We start from the raw sequence: 17,615 nt of genomic DNA, 5'->3' as shown, positions 1-17,615 counted from the left end.
GATCGCACGACCGCGAACGGGCGGCCGCGGTCGGTCCGTGTGGGAGCTACGGGATTCGGGCTATGGGGTGAGGCCCGGGTGTTCCAGGAGCGTCACCGGATCTTCGTGTACGCAGGACGCGTGATGCTTCGCCGTACGCACGGTGAGCAGTGGCCATTCGGTGGCGCACCGCTCGTCCGCGACCGGGCAGCGGGTCCGGAATCCGCAGCCGCTCGGCGGGTTCGCGGGGTTGGGCAGCTCGCCGGAGAGCACGATCCGGTCCTGCCCCAGACCGGGCGCCGAGGACAGCAGCGTCGCGGTGTACGGGTGCCGCGGGTCGTCCCACAGTTCACGGGCCGGGCCCTCCTCGACGACGCGGCCGAGGTACATCACGGCCACCCGGTCGGAGATGTGTTCCACGACGGCAAGGTCGTGGCTGATGAACACGTAGGCGAGTCCGAGGTTGGCCTGCAGCTCGGCGAGCAGATTGAGTACCTGCGCCTGGACACTCTTGTCGAGCGCGCTGACCGCCTCGTCGCAGACGACGACCTCCGGCTCGGTGGCCAGCGCCCGGGCGATCGCGGCGCGCTGCAGCTGACCGCCGGACAGCTGGTGCGGGTAGCGGCCGGCGTACGACGGGTCGAGGCCGACGCGGTCGAGCAGTTCGGGGATGCGCACCGTGCGCTGCTTGGCGCCGTACCCGTGCACCCGCATATTGAAGGCGATCGAGTCGCCGACCGACAGCCGCGGGTTGAGGCTGGTCTGCGGGTTCTGCGGCACCACCTGCAACCGGCGGCGCAGCCACTTGCGCTTCGCGCCGCGCAGCCGGGAGATGTCCTCACCGTCGAAGAAGACGCGGCCCTCGTCGGGCGCGAGCAGGTGCAGCATGATCTTCGCGGTGGTCGACTTGCCGCAGCCCGACTCCCCGACGATGCCGAGGGTCTCGCCCGCAGTGACGGTCAGGTTGACGTTGGACACGGCGCGGACGCCGTTCTTGAAGGTTTTGCCGATCCCGTCGACCTCCATCAACGGCCTGGTGACGGTGGAGTCGGTGGAGTCGGGGGCTACCGCCAGGGCGTTCACGCGCTCAACCTTTCGCTCGGGTTCACCACCGGGCAGGCGGCCTGCCGTCCGGTGGCGACGTCGACCAGGACCGGGACGGCGGATCCACAGGATTCCCGCGCCAGCGGGCACCGGGCCGCGAAGGCGCAGCCGTCGGAGACCTCGCCGGTCAGCGGCGGTCGTCCGGGGATCGCCGGCAGCTTGCCGCGCTCCACGCCTGGGACGGGGAGAGAGGCGAGCAGGCCCCGCGTGTAGGGATGCTTCGGGTCGGTGAGTACGTCGCGGACCGGCCCGGTCTCCAGCAGCCTTCCGGCGTACATCACGCCGACCCGGCCGCCGAGCTCCTCGGCCACGCCGACGTCGTGGGTCACCATCAGCAGGGACATCCCCAGGTCGCGCTGCAGTTCGGTGAACAGCTCGATCACCGCGGCCTGGACGGTGACGTCGAGCGCCGTGGTGGGCTCGTCCGCGATCAGCACCTCAGGCCGGCCCGCGATCGCGATCGCGATCACCGCGCGCTGGCGCATACCTCCGGAGAGCTGGTGCGGGCGCGCGCCGGCCACCCGGGCCGGATCGGCGATGCCGACCCGCTCGAGCAGGTCGATGGCTCGCGCCTTCCCGGTACGCCGGTCCTCGACGAGTCCGTGCGCCCGGAGCACCTCGACGATCTGCGAGCCGACGCTGCGCAGTGGGTCGAGGGCACCGGTGGGATCCTGCGGGACCATGCCGATGCGGGCTCCGCGGACCGCGCGCATCGACCGCTCCGGCATCGCGGTCAGCTCGTCGTCGCCGAGCAGCACCTTCCCCGCGATGCTGGCGGAGGCGTCGTACAGGCGCAGGATCGAGCGAGCGGTGACGGACTTGCCGCTGCCGCTCTCGCCCAGCAGTACGAACGTGCCGCCGGGTTCGAGGTCGAAGTCGACGCCGCGGACGGCACGGACGGCGCGCTCGCCGGACCCGAACGTCGTACGGAGGCCGCGGACCTTCAGTTGGGTGCTCATCGGTGTCCCTTCCGCCGTACGTCGAGGAGGTCGCGGAGGGCGTCGCCGAGTTGGTTGAAGACCAGCGAGGCACCGAAGATCACCAACGCCGGCACGAGGGCGGTCATCGGGGCGCTGTACATGTTCTGGCGCTGCTCGTTGATCATCTGGCCCCACTCGGGGTGCGGCGGCGCGACGCCGAGGCCCAGGAAGGACATGCCGCCGGCGAAGACGAGGGCCAGCCCGACTAGGCTGGTGGCGTAGACGAGCAGGGTCGGCAACACGTTGGCCAGCACCTGCCGGTAGGCGATCGCGAGGATGCCGGCGCCGCTGGCCGCGGCGCTCTCCATGAAGTCCATCCCCTTGAGCCGCATCGTCTCGGTCTCCGCGATCCGGGCGATCGGCGGGATCAGCACGACCGACAGTGACACCACCGTCGTCGTCGTCCCGGGTCCCATCGCGGCCGCGATCGCGATCGCGAGCAGCACCGCAGGGAAGGCGTAGAAGACATCGAGGGTGCGCATCACCAGCGAGTGCATCCAGCCAGGGCCCATCGCGGCGAGGATGCCGATCGCGCTGCCCAGCGCGGTACCGATCAGGACCGGGAGGATGCCCGAGACCATGCTCGGACGCGCGCCCGCGGCGAGGCGGGCCAGTACGTCACGTCCCTGGCCGTCGGTGCCGAGCAGGTGACCGGCCGATCCGGGCGGCAGCAGCCGCTGGGACAACACGTTGGTGGTCACGTCGCCGACCAGCCAGGGACCGACCACGCCGAGCAGGACCAGGAGGCCGGCCATGCAGCCGTAGATCCAGAGTTCGAACGGGATGGCGTGGGACCGGCGCTCGGTCCGGCGTACGCGCGCTGTGGCTGCATCGGGTGCCAGGGCGGTGGTCGTCATGCGTTCCTCACTCGGGAGTCGATGAGCGCGTGGGCGGTGTCGACGAGGATGTTGACACCGACGAAGGTGGCCGCACTGACCAGGACGCCGGCCTGGGTGACGGGCAGGTCGCGGGTGGAGATCGAGGTGAACAGCAGCTGCCCGAGACCGGGCCAGCTGAAGATCGTCTCGACGAAGACCACGCCGCCGAGCAGGTAGCCGACCTGCAGGCCGGCCATGGTCAGCAGCGACGGCAAGGTGTTGTGCACCGCGTGCAGCAGCACCGTCCGGCGGGGCAACCCGCGGGCGCGCAGCGCCTCCACGAAATCCTGCCGCAGGACGTCCGTCAGCGAAGCGCGGAAGACCCGGCCGATCATGCCCGCCGGGACCAGTGCGGAGGTCAGTGCCGGCAGGAAACCGTGCCAGAGCAGATCGCCGAGGCCGCCGCCGGTCGCGTTGTGCATGCCGGAGACCGGGAAGGCACCGGTACCGAGCGAGACGTAGACGATGAACAGGAGGGCGACGGAGTACTGGGGCGCCGAGACCGAGATCGAGCTGATCGCCGAGCAGACCCGCCCTGGCAGGGTGCCGGGCCGCAGCGCCGCCACCCCGCCCAGGGATACTCCGACGACCAGGGCGAGGACCATCGCGTACGCCCCGAGCACGAGCGTGTTGCCGAAAGCGGACATCACCAGCTCGCGGGCCGGGCGATGCTGGGCGATGCTCGTACCGAGGTCTCCGTGCAGCGCGTTCGTCAGCCAGCGCCAGAACTGGACGAAGAGGTTCTGGTCGAGACCGAGGCTGTGCCGTAGCGCGGCCTTGGTCTGCTCCGACGCGCCGGTGCCGGCCAGCAGGGCCACCGGGTCGCCCGGGACCAGCTTGACGGTCAGGAAGACGATCAGCGCGACGCCGAGCAGCACGGGGACGCCGTAGCCGAGTCGTCGGAGCACGAAGCGGGTCATCGGGCCTTCTCCTGCGTGACGCCGATGTGCGGGCTGACCGCGTCGGACATCAGCGATATCCGGTCGCCGCGGCTGCGCAGGATCGCATAGTCGTAGGCCTCGCCCCGCTGGTCCCTGATCACCTGCTCGAACGCGAGCACGGGGCGGCCCGGCTCGAGGTCGAGGACCTGGGCCAGCACTTCGTCGGCCGGGAGCACCTCGATGAGGAAGTCCGTCTCGCCGATGGACAGACCGGCGGCATCGAGCATCGTGTACCAATCGCTGTCGAACGGCGCGGCCAGCACCACCTCGGCCTCGGGGAACCGGATGTAGTTGGTGTAGACGCCGAGGATCTGGCCGTACAGATAGCCGATGTACTCGATCAGCAGGCAGTCCTGGCCGGCCTGCACGCCGAGCCGCCGGGCGGCGATCCGCGGCATCGGCACCACCTCGTGGGCGAGGATCCGGTTCGACAGGCCCGGGATAGCCACCTGCCCGTCCTCGAGAAAGCCGTGGATCTCGACGAGCTTGGCCGCGCGCCGTGGTGCGACGGCGAGCGTTCCGGTTCCCTGAATGCGCTCGACCAGGCCTTCGCCGCGGAGCAGGTCGAGGGCTTCGCGGACGGCGGCACGCGGGGCGCCGTACGTCATCATCAGCTGCGCCTCGCTGGGCAGTAGCCCGCCGCTGAAGCCACCGCTCATCAGCTCCGAGCGCAGGGCGTCGCGCAGCCAGCGGGCCGGGTGACGCCGGTGATTGCGGCTTGCGATCGATGCCGTGCTGGTCATGGGGCCTATTGGCAGGCCTGGAGGTTTCAGCCCGGGACTCGCGCAATTACGCCGGTGTTTCGCCGCGATCGGGGCCGGTTTCTCCGCGTGGAACGGGCCGCTCCGCCGTCATAACGCCGGATTCCCGCCGTCCACCGCCAGGCTCCGCCGGGGTTCCCGCCTGGCTGAACAAGGTCGTCCTGCTCGCGCAGGATCGGACGAAGGCAACGTCGACCGGCCTGTCGTTGTCGTCGTAGATGATCTGCTCGAACACCAGCATCGGCGCTCCCGGCTCGACACCGAACAGCTCCGTGTCGTGCTCGTCGGCCTGCCCGGTGTCGATCCGGAACGTGCTGCGGGCGACCGCAATGCCACCGAGGCGGAGCATCTCGTAGAAGTCGACACGTAGCATCGACGGCTCCAGCTTCCTGGCCTCGGGGAAGCGGACGTAATTGGTCGCGCCGCCGATCGCCGCGTCGTGGAGCAGGCCGACGTAGTCGATCCGCAGCACCGGCTCGCCGGCATCGCGGCCGAGCAGCCGGGCCACCGGCGGGCTCGCGGGTACCTCGGACCAGTCGAGCACCTGAGTACGCATCCGCCCGTGCCAGATGCTGTCGCCGGTCGGTTGCTCGACGCCGTGCATCTCCCGCAACGAGGTCCACACCCGGCCGCCGGCCACGAACGTCCCGCGGCCACGGATCCGCACGATCAGGCCCTCGCGCTCGAGGAGCGTGAGGGCGTCCCGGACGCAGGCACGTGGCGCGTCGAACTCGGCCCGCAGCTCCTCCTCCGAAGGCAGCGCCCCGTCCCCGAACTCCTGGGCAATGATGCTCGCGCGAAGCAGGTCGCGGATCCTGCGGGTCTGGTCGGCGACGCGCCGAGGGGCACGAGAGATCATGAATCGATCATGACCCGCACCTGTGACGGCCATGTTTCGACGTGCAGCGGCCCCTCGAGTCCGGCCGACATTCGGCGAGGTCTCATGGAAGAAAGTCGTGGCCCCTGAGGTTGCGTCTTCCATGACCACACTTCTCGATCGCGTAGTCGCGGCGTTGCGTGCCAACCACGACACCCTCGCAGCCCTGGTGCCGACCTTGTCCGAGAGCCAACTGCGGTCCGGCAGCGGCGCGACGGACTGGACTGTCGCGCAGGTCCTCTCACATCTCGGGAGTGGTGCCGAGATCGGCCGCACGCCGATCGCGGCCGCCGCCGGCGAGCACGTCGAGGCTGCGGACAACCAGTCGGTCTGGGCCAGGTGGGACGCCGCGTCCCCGGCCGACCAGGCTGCTGGGTTCGTCAAGTACAACCAGGCGTATCTCGACACGGTCGAGGCGCTCAGCGCCGAGCAGCGCGAACTCCGGATCGACCTCGGCTTCCTGCCGGAGCCGGTGCCGCTGGCCGTCGCGCTCGCCATGCGGCTCAACGAGGTCGCCAATCATGCCTGGGACGTGCGCGTCGGAGTCGATCCGTCGGCGACCGTGGATCCGGACTCGGCCGAGCTGCTCGTCGAGCTCTTCGGCGGCCCGCTGGCCTTCCTCCTCGGCTTCTCCGCCAAAGCCGATCAGGTCGACCAGGAGGTTCGCCTGGCGATCCCGGGCGGCGCTATCCACATCACCGACACCGTCACCGTGACCGGTGCGATCGAGGACCCGACGGCGACGTTCGACGGTCCGGCCGAGGCTGTCGTGCGGCTGCTGAGCGGCCGGCTCGGTGCCACCCGCGCCGCCGGCGTGACCGTCACCGGCAACATCACTCTCGGGAAGCTGCGAAAGGTCTTCCCTGGCTATTAGACCAGCCGACCGTGCGGCCGGGCGGGGTCTCGGTGAAAACGTCCGGGGCGCTCGGGAGAGCCATAAAAGGCCCGACAGGCTGAATCGGGACCACTCGATCAAGCACGCGAGAACCAGCCTGGAAATCCGAAGGGGCCGTAGGACGGTGCAGTGGTGGGGTGGACGGTCTCGGCGCCTCCCTCGCAACGCTGCACCATGCGGTTCCTGGTTTGCCTACGTTCGACGGTCGTGGCATTCAGAAGAGGGTTGCGGTCGGTTCATCGGCTGTGCCGCTGAACAGTTGTGCGAAAGCAAGCGGTTGGCGGCCGGGTGGCGTGGCCAGGTGGAGTAGGAGTCGCGCGCAGACGATCGCGTCGTACGTCGCGCGGTGGGCGATCGAGATCTCGACGAGGTCGGGTGGTTGTTGACCGTTGCCTTCGACATCGACCACTGCATAGTCGAACGCAGCCCAGGAGGCTGTGGGTTCTGCCATTGGCATTCCCTTCCCATCCGATATCCACGCGGCCGTGCCGGCGGGCTCAGTCGTTGGTGGACGCCCTCGGGCCGGTGGCGTACCGGGCGGTGGTGGTGCGGACGGCTTCGTCGACTACTTGGGTGATGCGTTCGGCGGTGACCTTCCAGTCGGGCACCAGGAGTGTTGGCCAGAAGATGTAGTTGGAGATCATGCCCAGGAATTGGGTGGCTGCGAGGTCCGCGTCGTCGACCTGGATCGTTCCCGCCTCGTGCTCAGCGAGGAGGTAGCTGCGGACGGACTCGAAGTAGGGCATCTTCCCGCGCGAGAACTGCGCATGCGCCAGCTCCGGGAAGCGCGGCAGTTCGGCGATGACGATCCGGAACAGGTCGGTCATCTGGGGCCGGCTCAACAGGTCGGCGTACCGGCGGCCGATGGCGCTGAGCCCGTCGACGACGTTGCCTGCGGGCGGTGGGTCCTCCTCGTCAGCGGTTGACCAGGACTCGGTGACGATGGCGTCGAACAGGGCAGCCTTGCTCGGAAATTGCTTGAACAAGGTGGCCCGCGAAACACCCGAGCGCTCCGCGATCCGCGCCAGCGATGTCCGGTCGTAGCCCAGCTCGAGGAACAGCGCGGTCGCGGCTGTCACGATCAGTGCGCGCTTTTCCTGGGCGACGCGCTGGTGGTACGTCGGTACGGCGCTACTCATGGACGGAGTGTACGAGGTGAGTGGCTTGACTCACCACTGCCGTCGACCTAGTGTCGAGGCAATAGTGAGTCGATCAGCTCACCACCGACCGAAGGAATATCGGATGAACCGCTTCGACAACCAGACCGTGCTCGTGACCGGCGGGACCGGCGGCCAGGGATCGAGCCACGTGCGCGCCTTTCACGCAGAGGGAGCGAACGTGGTGATCGGCGACATCGACACCGAACGGGGCGCCGCTCTCGCCGACGAGCTCGGGGCTGGCGCTCTCTTCACCCGCCTCGACGTCACCGACGAGAGCTCGTGGTCCGCTGCTGTGCAAGCCGCCGAGAGCGCCTTCGGTGCCCTGAACGTGCTCGTCAACAACGCGGGCGTCCAGAACCCGCCGGCGCCGATCGAGAACACGGACCGGGCCACGTGGTCCCGCATCCTCGACATCAACCTCACCGGGACCTTCCTCGGCATCAAGGTCGCCGCCCCCGCTCTGCGCCGCGCATCAGGGGGAGCCATCGTCAACATCGCCTCGACGATGGGCCTGGGCGGTACGGCGCACTACGCGCCGTACGTCGCCGGCAAGTGGGCCGTACGAGGTCTCACCCGGACGGCAGCGCTGGAGCTCGGCCGGGACCGCATCCGCGTGAACACCATCCACCCCGGCGTGATCGCGACCCCCTTCATCGAACAGCCGGCAGCAGGGGCCACCGCGGCAATCGCCGACTTCTACTCACCCGAGCCGTTCGCCGTTCCCCGACTTGGACAGCCGGCCGACGTCACCCGGCTTCTCCTGTTCCTCGCGTCATCGGAGGCGTCGTTCGTCACGGGGTCGGAGTACGTCATCGACGGTGGGCTCCTCCTCGGACCCGCCCTTCAGACCGAGGCCGCGTGAGCAGTCCGGACGCGATCGAACGGAACGACTCCACCGGTGACGCGTCCTTGCCGCAACTGCCCGATCACATCCGGCGGGCCATCGAGATCACACCTGCCGCAGGCACCAGCGAACGGATCGCCGACATCACAACGCTGGGCCGCCGCACCGGCCGGCCACGCCGCATCGAGATCTTCTTCTACCGAGCTGCGGGCCGCACCTACCTGTGTAGCGGCGCCGGCGGAGCCGCTACCGACTGGCATGCGAACCTGCGCGCCAACCCCACCTTCACCTTCCACCTCAAGAACGGGATCCGTGCGGATCTGCCGGCACGGGCCACGCCTGTCACCGACTTGGCTGAACGGCAGGCCGTGCTGGCGGAGATCGTCGCGGATCTCAATCAGCCTCATGACCCCGGCACCACTTCCAGGGGCTGGGGCGTCCTCGACATCTGCGAGGAGCCGGAGTAGGCGAGGTGGTGGATATAGGGTCGGGCCAGTCGTTGTGGGCCGACGGAGGAGGAGTTGTGGGACGCTTCGGTTACCTGATGGTGGTTGGCGCGTTGGGTCTCGGACTCGTGGCTGCGCCGGCCGCGAATGCCGCACCTGAAAGAGCGCCGCAGTTCTCGCCCGGTGCGCCGGGAGCCGGGGATCCGTACTTCCCTGACATGGGGAACGGTGGGTATGACGTCAGCCACTACGACATCAACCTGGCGTTCGATCCCGCGACGAAGGCGATCAGTGCGACGACGACGATTGTTGCCACGGCGACGCAGAATCTTTCGCGGTTCGATCTGGATTTCCGGGGGCCGTTGAAGATCAGCAAGGTGTCTGTCGACGGGCGGCAGGCGGCGTTCACCTGCAGTGGTGCGCAGGAGCTGGTGATCACTCCGCGGCGCGGTCTGTGGCGGGGGAGCAGATTTGTCGTTTCGGTGACCTATGCGGGCGTCCCGCAGAAGATCGACGATCCGGCGTTGGGCGTTTCGGGGTGGGTCGCCACCAAGGACGGTGCGGTCGCGCTCAATCAGCCGATCGGTGCGGCGACGTACTTCCCGGTGAACGACACGACCGACGACAAGGCGACGTACAGCCAGACCGTTACTGTGCCGACCGGGCTCACGGTGCTGGCGAATGGTGAACCTGGGCCGACCACCCGGCACGGCGGCCGGACCACCTTCCGGTGGCGGATGAACCAGCCGATGGCGAGTGAGCTGGCGATGCTGGCGATCGGGAAGTACGACGTGACGCGCGGGGTGACTGCTGACGGCCGGCCGAACATCACCGCGATCGGGCGGTCGATCGACACGAAGGCCGGTCAGGGAAAGGTGTTCAACCGGACCACGGCGCAGATCGTGCAGTGGGAGTCGTCGATGTACGGGCGCTACCCGTTCGGCTCGACCGGCGGGATCCTCGCCGACCTGGGCGTCGACTACGCGCTGGAGACGCAGGGACGGCCGGTGTACGACCAGAGCAGCAGCGCGGTGAGCGGAGACCTGCTCGCCCATGAGCTCGGCCACCAGTGGTTCGGGGACAGCCTGACGCCGGTGCACTGGTCGGACATCTGGCTGAACGAAGGGTTCGCGACTTACTCGGAGTGGCTCTACCAGGAGAAGTTCAACGGTATTCCGGTGCAGCGGAGCTTCGAGAAGACATACGCCGGTGAGAAGGACTGGTCCGGCAAGGTGGCCGACCCGGGACGGGACCGGATCTTCGACGACCTGGTGTACAACCGGGGCGCGATGACGTTGCAGGCGCTCCGGCTGAAGATCGGCGACCGCGCGTTCTTCCAGGTGTTGAAGCAGTGGCCGGCTACGCATCGGTACGGCAATGTCTCGACGCAGATGTTCATCCGGTACGTCGAGCGGCTGACTCACCGCGATCTCGGCGCGTTCTTCCAGAGCTGGCTCTACCAGCCTGGCAAGCCGAAGGTCTGACGGTCCGGACCGTGTTACTGCCTGACTCGTCGGTGCCCGGGGCCGACCTGCCGGTGCGAGCCGTTCTGCCTGCGACGGTCGAGGCGGTGCGTTCGCGGGGTACTGCGGTGTTGGTTGCGCCGCCCGGGTCGGGGAAGACCTCACTGTTGCCGTTGGCGCTGGGTGACGCCCTCGAGGGGACGGTGATCGTGGCTGAGCCGCGGAGGTTGGCGACCCGTGCGGCGGCGGCCCGGTTGGCGATGCTGGTCGGTGAGCCGCTGGGGGAGCGGATCGGCTATGCGATGCGTGGTGAACGGAGCGGCGGCCGGGGGTTGCGTGTCGAGGTGGTGACGACGGGGCTTCTGGTACGGCGTTTGCAGCAGGACCCGGAGTTGCCGGGTGTGGCGGCGATTGTGATCGACGAGTGTCATGAGCGGCATCTCGATGCTGATCTGCTGCTGGCGTTGTGCGTCGATATCCGTGCGAATCTCCGGGACGATCTGGCGGTCGTTGCGACGTCGGCGACGCCGGATACGGTCAGGCTGAGCCGGGCGCTGGGTGCGGATGCTCCGGCGCCTGTGGTTACCGCGTCTGCTGCGCTGTTCGACGTGGCCGTCGAGTGGGTTCCGCCGCCGGTTGCGGTGCCGCTGCTTCCTGGCGGGCGGGTGGATCCGCGGCTGCTGGATCATGTGGCGGCTGTCGTTCGGCGTGCGGTGGCTGAGAACGAGGGCGACATGCTGGTGTTCGTTCCGGGGGAGGGCGAGATCAATGGGGTGACGCGGCGGCTGGCCGGGTTGAATGTCATGCCGTTGTTCGGTCGGCAGAGCAGGGCTGAGCAGGATCGTGCGTTGGTCTCGACGGCCGCTCGCAGGATCGTGGTGACGACGTCGGTGGCGGAGAGTTCGTTGACCGTGCCCGGGGTCCGGGTGGTGGTCGATGCGGGGCTTGCGCGGGAGCCGCGGACCGATCAGTCGCGTGGGCTGGGTGCCTTGGTGACGTGTCGGGTGTCGAAGTCGTCGGCCGAGCAGCGGGCGGGGCGCGCGGGTCGGGAGGGGCCTGGGCGGGTGTATCGGTGCTGGTCGGCTGCTGATCATGCGCATCTTGACGATCATCCGGCGCCGGAGATCGCGGTCGCGGATCTGGCGGGCTTCGCGCTCGATCTCGCGGCGTGGGGTGCGCCGGGTGGTGATGGTCTGAGGTTGCTGGAGGAGCCGCCGGCGGCGGCGATGGCGGCGGCGGTCGAGTTGCTGCGCCGGCTCGAGGCTGTTGATGACAGCGGCCGGATCACCGAGCGAGGGCGGCGGATGGCGGGGATCGGGGCGCATCCTCGGTTGGCTCGTGCGCTGCTCGACGGGGCGCCGCGGGTCGGTGCGGAGCGGGCGCGCGAGATCGTGGCGATGCTGTCGGATTCCTCCGGGGACTTCGGCGATGATCTGCCGGCTCGCTGGAGAGCGCTGCGGCGCGGCGACGATCGCGGTGCGACGGCCCGTTGGCGAGAAGAAGCACGCCGCCTCACCCGAGGCACCCCCTCAACCCCGGCGGGTGGTGGGCCGGATGAGGTTTCGGTGGGGGTTGTGGTGGGGCTGGCTTATCCGGAGCGGATTGCGCGGGTTCGCGGGGCCGAGTCGGCGACGTACCAGACCTGGCTGGAGCAGAACGCCGACTCCCTGATGGCTGGGGGTACGGGAGCGGTGCTGGACGCGCAGTCGGTGTTGCGGGGCACGGCCTGGCTGGCGATCGCGGTCGCCGACCGGGCGCCGGGGCGGGCCGATGCCAGGATTCGTTCCGCGGCGCCGATCGACGAGCGGACCGCGCGCGACATTGCGGCCGAACTCGTCTCGACCACCGACCAGGTCCGCTGGGACGACGGCCGGGTCGTGACGCGGCGCGTCGAGGCGCTCGGTGCGATCGTGCTCAACGACGTACCGCTGACAAACCCCGATCCGCTGCGAGTCCAAGCCGCTGTCCGTGACGGCATTCGGCGCAGCGGTCTGTCTGTACTGCGTTGGTCGGAGGCGGCTCGTGCTCTGCGGGAACGGCTGGCGTTCTGCCACGCCCACCTCGGAGACCCGTGGCCCGCGGTCGACGACGAGGCCTTGCTGGCGCGGCTGGACGAGTGGCTGGGTACGGAGCTCGCGTCGGTGCGAGGCTCCGGCGATCTCGGCCGCATCGACGTGGCGTCGGCGCTGCGACGTCTGCTGCCGTGGCCGGCGGCAACCCGGTTCGGCGAGCTCGCGCCGGAGCGGATCCAGGTCCCATCAGGCTCCGATGTGCGGCTCGCGTACGACGGTGCCGAGCCGCCGGTCCTCGCGGTGAAGCTGCAGGAAGTGTTCGGCTGGACGGCTACTCCGGCGGTCGCGGACGGTCGCGTCCCGGTCGTCCTGCATCTGCTGTCTCCCGCGCGGCGCCCGGTCGCGATCACGAGCGACCTCGCATCGTTCTGGAAGCAGGGCTATCCCCAGGTGCGAGCGGATCTGCGGGCCCGCTATCCGCGCCATCCGTGGCCGGAGGATCCACTCACCGCCGTCCCGACGAAGCGGCCGAAACCTCGCCGATGAACCGGCGCTCAGTGCTCGGTGAGGCCGTACTTCCGGAGCACCTCGGTGAGGTTGCCGGCGTTCTGCGCTTCGACCAGGTGGTGGGAGATCGTGCGAAGTTTGACGTTGGTGTCCTGGGAAGCACGTTTGAGTACTTCGAAGGCCACGGCGGAGGTGATGTCGTACCGGTGCATCAGAATGCCGTGGGCCTGGCCAATGACTGTCCGGGTGCGGAGCGCCGTCTGCAGGTGCTCGATCAGTTTGGCGCTGTTGTCGTAGAGCGTCACGTTGTCGAAGGCGACCCCGGCGTGCAATGCGAACAGCAGCACGATGTCGTACGACGTGGTTCCGAAGGCGTCCGGCTCCACCGAGAAGAGGCTGAACGCGGCTCGCCCGTCTCCAGTGGCCGGCAGCGGGAGGAACAGGCAGCTCCGGTAGCCGGCGTTGATCGCGGCGGCGGCGAACTCGGGCCACCGGTGGTCGGCCGCCAGGTCGCCGATGCGGCGCGGCTCGCCGTGCGCAAGGGTTTCGTACAGCGGGCCGTTGGCCGCACACAGCTGCGCGTCCAGCGCCTCGCGGGCGGGTTCGGCGACCTGGTCCGCGGTCTTGTGATGGCGCGCGAGGATCTCGGGCGTGTCCTGGGCGAGCACGGTGATCGAGGCTTCCTCGCAGTCCGGGACCGTCAGCACCACGCGGCTGACGAAGCGGTCCAGCGTCGCGACCACGTCGTCGTCCTCGACGAGGCGGCCGATCTCGGCCAGCTCCTGCGCAAGCTCAAGCAGCTGTTGCTCCATGGGGCCATCTTGCCCCACATCCGTGCAGTGCAACGCGAACGGTGATGAATGAGTTCCGGGCAGCGAGGGAACCTGAACGGCACAGTGGCCGGCTGACTGCAGGCGTGTCGGGCCTGAGAACGCGGCAGTTCAAACCAGCAGGTGCGGCGTTCCGTGGGGCCGGCCTCGAGCCGGCCCCACGCCTGCGAAACCGAGAGCCCGAGCATGGTCAGGTGCGGACGATCTTATCGATCGGACGGCCTTTGGCGAGTTCGTCGACGAGTTTGTCGAGGTAGCGGATCTTCTGCATGAGTGGGTCCTCGATGGTCTCGACGCGTACGCCGCAGATCGTTCCGGTGATCGCCGACGCTCGGGGATTGAGCTGGGCGTCGGCGAAGAAGTCCTCGAACGTGGTCTCGGCGGCCAGGTGCTGCTGCAGCGCGGACGCGTCGAAGCCGGTCAGCCATTCGATCACCTGATCGAGTTCGGCCTGGGTGCGGCCCTTCTTCTCGACCTTCGTGACGTACAGCGGGTAGACGGACGCGAAGCTGACGGTGAAGATCCGGCTCATGCACCAACCGTAACCGCGCCGCCCGCGGAACGTGATTCTCTGCCGTCTGCTTGCGTCAACTCGTTTGACGGGTTCAAGCTCGCCGCAAGTGGTTGACGGCAATCGTTTGACGGATGGTTGAGATGGTGACTTTGCGCGACATCGCCGAGCAGGTGGGCGTTTCGGTGTCCTCGGTGTCGCTGGTGCTCAACGAGCGCGGCCGGGGGCGGGTCCGGCCCGAGGTCGCCGCGGAGATCCGCCGGGTCGCGGCCGAACTGGGGTACGTGCCGAACCTGCTGGCGCGGGGCCTCAAGACGAAGCAGTCGCTGACCGTCGGGCTGATCTCGGACGGGGTGGCGTCGATCCCGTTCGCGGGGCAGATGCTCGCCGGGGCGCAGCTGGCAGCGGCCGACGAGGGCTTCCTGCTGATGCTGATCGACACCGTGGGGCATCCGGAGGTGGAGGCGCCGGCGACGCGGGCGCTGCTGCAACGCAACATCGAGGCCTTGATCGTGGCGGCCGAGTTCCACCGGGACGTCGACCTGCCGCTGGTTCCGAACGCGTTGCCGATCGTCGTCCTGGACGGGCGGCCGCGGGATCCCGGGGCGCGGGCCGACTGGGTGGTTCCCGACGAGGTCGGCGGGGCGCGGACGGCGACGGAGCGGCTGGTCGCGGCCGGGCATCGCCGGATCGCGTTCTGCAACGTCGCGGATCCGGTGTTCGTCGCGCGCGATCTGCGGCGTACCGGGTACGAGAAGGCGTTGCGGGAGGCCGGCGTCGACGTCGATCCGGGGCTGGTCGTGGACGCGGCCGTTCCGAGTGCCGAGGCCGGGCGGGCGGCGGCGTACGAGCTGCTCGGACGGGCGGACCGGCCGACGGCCGTGTTCTGCTTCTCGGACAAGATCGCGATGGGGTTCTACCAGGTCGCGCAGCAGCTCGGGCTGGAGATTCCACGGGACCTGTCGATCGTTGGCTTCGACAACCACCAGTTCGTTGCCGAGAGCATGCTTCCCGGCCTGACCACGATTCAGTTGCCGCATCGCGCGATGGGGGAGTGGGCGGCCGAACAGGCCATCGCCCGCAGCCGCGGCCTGACCGGCGTACCGGCCCACCGGCTGATGCCCTGTCCGCTGGTCGAACGATCGTCCGTCGCACCACCTGGATAACACCGCCCCGCTGACATCACCGTCACCGCACCCCGCGCCGTCCCAGGCCGCCGGGTCGGTCAGTCACGCCTGAAGGAGTCTGTCGTGAAAGCAGTGCTGAAATCCCGCATCGCCGCGGCGCTGGCCGTCGTCCTGTTCGCAACCGCCGCCGGATGTGGCGGCGGATCGGGAGGCGAGGCCGGCAAGACGTTCAAGATCGTGCAGTACGAGACCCCGGACACGGCGCAGGGCCAGGGCTGGCAGAAGGCGCTGCAGTTGTTCAAGGCGAAGCACCCGGACGTGAAGGTCGAGTTCCAGCAGACCAGCTTCGACGCGTTCCGCCAGAACGCGAAGATCACCTTGTCCGGGAACGACGTACCGGATGTGGTCGAGTTCAACAAGGGGAACGCCGACGGCGGGCAGCTGGCCGCGCAGGGGTTGCTCGAACCGCTGACCGATCAGGTGACGAAGTACGGCTGGGACAAGAAGGTCACCGGCTCGATGGCGGCGTTCGCGAAGTACGACGAGAACGGGCACGCCGGCTCGGGCGACTGGTACGGCATCCCGAACATCGGCGAGTACGTGATGTTCTACTACAACAAGGCGAAGTTCCAGCAGGCCGGGATCACGAAGCTGCCGACGACGCTCGCCGAGTTCGAGGCCGCGATGGACAAGCTGAAGGCGGCCGGCCAGATCCCTATCTCCAGCTCGGCGAACACCAGCCAGGGGTTCAACCAGATGTGGATCTGGTACTCGCTGGTCTCGGCGCTGTCGACGCGCAAGCAGGTCGACGACTTCATGTTCGTGAAGTCGCCGGTCGACTTCCACACCGGTCCGTGGAAGGACGGCGCGGAGCGGTTCCAGCAGTGGATCGACAAGGGGTACGTCGGGGACAAGCTGGGCGGGCTGTCGTTCGAGCAGGCCACGGTGAACTTCCTCAGCGGCAAGGCGGCGATGCTGATCTGGAACAACGGCGAGTTCGCCCGGATCCGCAAGGACGCGAAGTTCGACTGGGGCTACTTCACGCTTCCGGGCGCGCAGCTGTCGATGGGGTCGTCCGGGCACCTGTGGGGCGTGCCGGCGAAGGCGAAGAACAAGGACCTCGCCTACGACTGGATCAACACCACGCTCAGCCCCGAGGTGCAGAACCTGATCGGCCAGAAGGGCGGTCTGCCGCTGGCCGGTGACACCGCGACGATCACGGATCCGATCACCCGGCAGTTCACCCAGCGGTTCGACGAGCTGGTCAAGGCCGACACGCTGTCGTTCTACCCGGACTACCCGGTGCCGGGCTTCCTCGACTTCATCCAGACCCATATGCAGGCGATGTCGAACAAGAACGAGACAGCGGCGCAGTACCTCGACGCGCTGCAGAAGTTCTACGACGACGGCACCAAACGATGAGACGTGCGTACTGGTGGTACCTGCTGCCGATCGGGATCGGGTTCACCGCGGTGGTCGCGGTACCGTTCGCGGCGAACGTGGTGCTCAGCTTCTTCCGGTGGAAAGGCGGGATCGCGCCGCTGCACTGGAACGGGCTGGGCAACTACAGCGACCTGTTGCACGACGCGAACTTCTGGCTGTCGTTCCGGAACTCGGTGTTCATGATCATCGCGATCGTGGTGATCCCGACCGGCCTCGGCATCCTGCTCGCGGCGACACTGGTCGACTACCTGGGCAAGCGGTTCGGCGCCCGGGCGGCGAGCTTCCTGCGCGCGACGTACTACCTGCCGCAGATCCTGCCGATCGCGGTCGCCGGGTTCATCTGGAGCTGGATCCTCGACCCGGGCAGCGGCTCGATCAACACGTTCCTGCGCTCGATCGGGGTGAGCGATCCGCCGGACTGGCTCGGCAGCCCGGACCTCGCCCTGTACTCGGTGATGCTGATGCTCGTCTGGTTGCAGCTCGGGTACCCGCTGGTGATCTTCATGGCGGCGCTGTCCCGCGTCGACCCCGAGCTGTACGAGGCGGCCGCGATCGACGGTGCCGGCTGGTGGCGGCAGTTCGGCGCGATCACGCTGCCGACGGTACGGCCGGAGATCTTCATCGTGGTGCTGACCGCGACGGTCGCCGCGCTGAAGGTGTTCGCGCCGATCCTGATCCTCACCGGCGGCGGTCCCGAGGGGTCGACGATCGTGCCGTCGTACTACGCCTACCGGAACTTCTTCGAGCTGTCACAGGTCGGGTACGGCTCGACGATCTCGACCGTGATGGCGATCGTGATCTTCGGCGTGGCCGCCGTTCTGCTCGGCTGGCAGCGGCGTGCGGAACGGAGGGCGTGA

Annotated in this window: 18 protein-coding genes; 8 read left to right on the top strand and 10 right to left on the bottom strand. The window is 68.6% G+C overall.

Annotated features, from left to right (window positions below; all coding sequences use genetic code 11):
• Window positions 1–60: 60 nt before the first annotated feature.
• Genes ACXJJ3_RS03000 through ACXJJ3_RS02975 form a run of 6 tightly spaced genes read right to left on the bottom strand, consistent with a single transcriptional unit; the run spans window position 61 to window position 5,502 of the window.
• On the bottom strand, window positions 61–1,062 hold the full coding sequence (locus tag ACXJJ3_RS03000; protein ID WP_458168330.1) for an ABC transporter ATP-binding protein: 1,002 nt from the start codon (window positions 1,060–1,062) through the stop codon (window positions 61–63).
• The gene (locus ACXJJ3_RS02995; protein WP_458168329.1) at window positions 1,059–2,042 is read right to left on the bottom strand and encodes an ABC transporter ATP-binding protein; all 984 of its coding nucleotides are present in this window, start codon (window positions 2,040–2,042) and stop codon (window positions 1,059–1,061) included. Before ACXJJ3_RS02995 ends, ACXJJ3_RS03000 begins: the two co-directional genes overlap by 4 nt.
• Entirely contained in the window at window positions 2,039–2,920 is an 882-nt protein-coding gene (locus ACXJJ3_RS02990; protein WP_458168328.1) for an ABC transporter permease, read from the bottom strand. Before ACXJJ3_RS02990 ends, ACXJJ3_RS02995 begins: the two co-directional genes overlap by 4 nt.
• Window positions 2,917–3,861, bottom strand: a complete 945-nt coding sequence (locus ACXJJ3_RS02985) for an ABC transporter permease (protein WP_458168327.1) — start codon at window positions 3,859–3,861, stop codon at window positions 2,917–2,919. Before ACXJJ3_RS02985 ends, ACXJJ3_RS02990 begins: the two co-directional genes overlap by 4 nt.
• Window positions 3,858–4,625, bottom strand: a complete 768-nt coding sequence (locus tag ACXJJ3_RS02980) for a GntR family transcriptional regulator (RefSeq protein WP_458168326.1) — start codon at window positions 4,623–4,625, stop codon at window positions 3,858–3,860. Before ACXJJ3_RS02980 ends, ACXJJ3_RS02985 begins: the two co-directional genes overlap by 4 nt.
• 46 nt (window positions 4,626–4,671) lie before the next feature.
• Window positions 4,672–5,502 carry a GntR family transcriptional regulator gene (locus ACXJJ3_RS02975; RefSeq protein ID WP_458168325.1) on the bottom strand — a complete coding sequence of 277 codons (831 nt, stop codon included), beginning with the start codon at window positions 5,500–5,502 and terminating at the stop codon, window positions 4,672–4,674.
• A gap of 121 nt (window positions 5,503–5,623) precedes the next feature.
• On the opposite strand from ACXJJ3_RS02975, the gene ACXJJ3_RS02970 reads away from it, so the two are divergent.
• Complete coding sequence (locus ACXJJ3_RS02970) at window positions 5,624–6,394, top strand: maleylpyruvate isomerase family mycothiol-dependent enzyme (protein ID WP_458168324.1); 771 nt, start codon at window positions 5,624–5,626, stop codon at window positions 6,392–6,394.
• 235 nt (window positions 6,395–6,629) lie between these two features.
• On the opposite strand, the gene ACXJJ3_RS02965 is transcribed toward ACXJJ3_RS02970, so the two are convergent.
• Window positions 6,630–6,866: a hypothetical protein gene (locus tag ACXJJ3_RS02965; RefSeq protein ID WP_458168323.1), complete on the bottom strand. Its 237-nt coding sequence runs from the start codon at window positions 6,864–6,866 to the stop codon at window positions 6,630–6,632.
• Between the two features lie 46 nt (window positions 6,867–6,912).
• Window positions 6,913–7,554 carry a TetR/AcrR family transcriptional regulator gene (locus ACXJJ3_RS02960; protein ID WP_458168322.1) on the bottom strand — a complete coding sequence of 214 codons (642 nt, stop codon included), beginning with the start codon at window positions 7,552–7,554 and terminating at the stop codon, window positions 6,913–6,915.
• A 103-nt stretch (window positions 7,555–7,657) separates the two neighbouring features.
• Here ACXJJ3_RS02960 and ACXJJ3_RS02955 point away from each other — a divergent pair, with 103 nt between their 5' ends.
• The 4 genes from ACXJJ3_RS02955 to hrpB are packed head-to-tail and all read left to right on the top strand — an operon-like array spanning window position 7,658 to window position 12,886.
• Window positions 7,658–8,437 carry a glucose 1-dehydrogenase gene (locus ACXJJ3_RS02955; RefSeq protein ID WP_458168321.1) on the top strand — a complete coding sequence of 260 codons (780 nt, stop codon included), beginning with the start codon at window positions 7,658–7,660 and terminating at the stop codon, window positions 8,435–8,437.
• On the top strand, window positions 8,434–8,886 hold the full coding sequence (locus tag ACXJJ3_RS02950) for a nitroreductase/quinone reductase family protein (protein WP_458168320.1): 453 nt from the start codon (window positions 8,434–8,436) through the stop codon (window positions 8,884–8,886). Before ACXJJ3_RS02955 ends, ACXJJ3_RS02950 begins: the two co-directional genes overlap by 4 nt.
• A gap of 56 nt (window positions 8,887–8,942) precedes the next feature.
• Window positions 8,943–10,349 (top strand): M1 family metallopeptidase, encoded by a 1,407-nt coding sequence (locus ACXJJ3_RS02945; protein WP_458168318.1) that lies wholly within the window; start codon window positions 8,943–8,945, stop codon window positions 10,347–10,349.
• 11 nt (window positions 10,350–10,360) lie between these two features.
• Window positions 10,361–12,886: an ATP-dependent helicase HrpB gene (gene hrpB, locus ACXJJ3_RS02940; RefSeq protein WP_458168317.1), complete on the top strand. Its 2,526-nt coding sequence runs from the start codon at window positions 10,361–10,363 to the stop codon at window positions 12,884–12,886.
• An 8-nt stretch (window positions 12,887–12,894) separates the two neighbouring features.
• Here hrpB and ACXJJ3_RS02935 read toward each other — a convergent pair whose 3' ends face one another.
• Together ACXJJ3_RS02935 and ACXJJ3_RS02930 are read right to left on the bottom strand one after the other, a co-directional pair.
• On the bottom strand, window positions 12,895–13,659 hold the full coding sequence (locus ACXJJ3_RS02935) for a GAF and ANTAR domain-containing protein (protein ID WP_458168316.1): 765 nt from the start codon (window positions 13,657–13,659) through the stop codon (window positions 12,895–12,897).
• A gap of 208 nt (window positions 13,660–13,867) precedes the next feature.
• A complete protein-coding gene (locus ACXJJ3_RS02930) occupies window positions 13,868–14,209 on the bottom strand; it encodes a DUF2200 domain-containing protein (protein WP_458168315.1) in 342 nt (113 codons plus the stop codon).
• A gap of 122 nt (window positions 14,210–14,331) precedes the next feature.
• Between ACXJJ3_RS02930 and ACXJJ3_RS02925 the strand changes: the two genes are divergently transcribed.
• The 3 genes from ACXJJ3_RS02925 (at window position 14,332) to ACXJJ3_RS02915 (ending at window position 17,615) form a co-directional block, all read left to right on the top strand.
• A complete protein-coding gene (locus ACXJJ3_RS02925; protein WP_458168314.1) occupies window positions 14,332–15,354 on the top strand; it encodes a LacI family DNA-binding transcriptional regulator in 1,023 nt (340 codons plus the stop codon).
• 84 nt (window positions 15,355–15,438) lie between these two features.
• Window positions 15,439–16,737: an ABC transporter substrate-binding protein gene (locus ACXJJ3_RS02920; protein ID WP_458168313.1), complete on the top strand. Its 1,299-nt coding sequence runs from the start codon at window positions 15,439–15,441 to the stop codon at window positions 16,735–16,737.
• Window positions 16,734–17,615, top strand: a complete 882-nt coding sequence (locus ACXJJ3_RS02915) for a carbohydrate ABC transporter permease (RefSeq protein ID WP_458168312.1) — start codon at window positions 16,734–16,736, stop codon at window positions 17,613–17,615. Before ACXJJ3_RS02920 ends, ACXJJ3_RS02915 begins: the two co-directional genes overlap by 4 nt.

It is taken from the genome of Kribbella sp. WER1, from assembly GCF_054189145.1.
This window is presented reverse-complemented; position numbering and strand designations above follow the sequence as displayed.

Bases quoted from the DNA above. Each gene is read 5' to 3' on its own strand.
- ACXJJ3_RS02995 (WP_458168329.1), bottom strand. From the start codon at position 2,042: ATGAGCACCCAACTGAAGGTCCGCGGCCTCCGTACGACGTTCGGGTCC.
- ACXJJ3_RS02990 (WP_458168328.1), bottom strand. From the start codon at position 2,920: ATGACGACCACCGCCCTGGCACCCGATGCAGCCACAGCGCGCGTACGC.
- ACXJJ3_RS02985 (WP_458168327.1), bottom strand. From the start codon at position 3,861: ATGACCCGCTTCGTGCTCCGACGACTCGGCTACGGCGTCCCCGTGCTG.
- ACXJJ3_RS02980 (WP_458168326.1), bottom strand. From the start codon at position 4,625: ATGACCAGCACGGCATCGATCGCAAGCCGCAATCACCGGCGTCACCCG.
- ACXJJ3_RS02975 (WP_458168325.1), bottom strand. From the start codon at position 5,502: ATGATCTCTCGTGCCCCTCGGCGCGTCGCCGACCAGACCCGCAGGATC.
- ACXJJ3_RS02970 (WP_458168324.1), top strand. From the start codon at position 5,624: ATGACCACACTTCTCGATCGCGTAGTCGCGGCGTTGCGTGCCAACCAC.
- ACXJJ3_RS02965 (WP_458168323.1), bottom strand. From the start codon at position 6,866: ATGGCAGAACCCACAGCCTCCTGGGCTGCGTTCGACTATGCAGTGGTC.
- ACXJJ3_RS02960 (WP_458168322.1), bottom strand. From the start codon at position 7,554: ATGAGTAGCGCCGTACCGACGTACCACCAGCGCGTCGCCCAGGAAAAG.
- ACXJJ3_RS02955 (WP_458168321.1), top strand. From the start codon at position 7,658: ATGAACCGCTTCGACAACCAGACCGTGCTCGTGACCGGCGGGACCGGC.
- ACXJJ3_RS02935 (WP_458168316.1), bottom strand. From the start codon at position 13,659: ATGGAGCAACAGCTGCTTGAGCTTGCGCAGGAGCTGGCCGAGATCGGC.
- ACXJJ3_RS02930 (WP_458168315.1), bottom strand. From the start codon at position 14,209: ATGAGCCGGATCTTCACCGTCAGCTTCGCGTCCGTCTACCCGCTGTAC.
- ACXJJ3_RS02925 (WP_458168314.1), top strand. From the start codon at position 14,332: ATGGTGACTTTGCGCGACATCGCCGAGCAGGTGGGCGTTTCGGTGTCC.
- ACXJJ3_RS02915 (WP_458168312.1), top strand. From the start codon at position 16,734: ATGAGACGTGCGTACTGGTGGTACCTGCTGCCGATCGGGATCGGGTTC.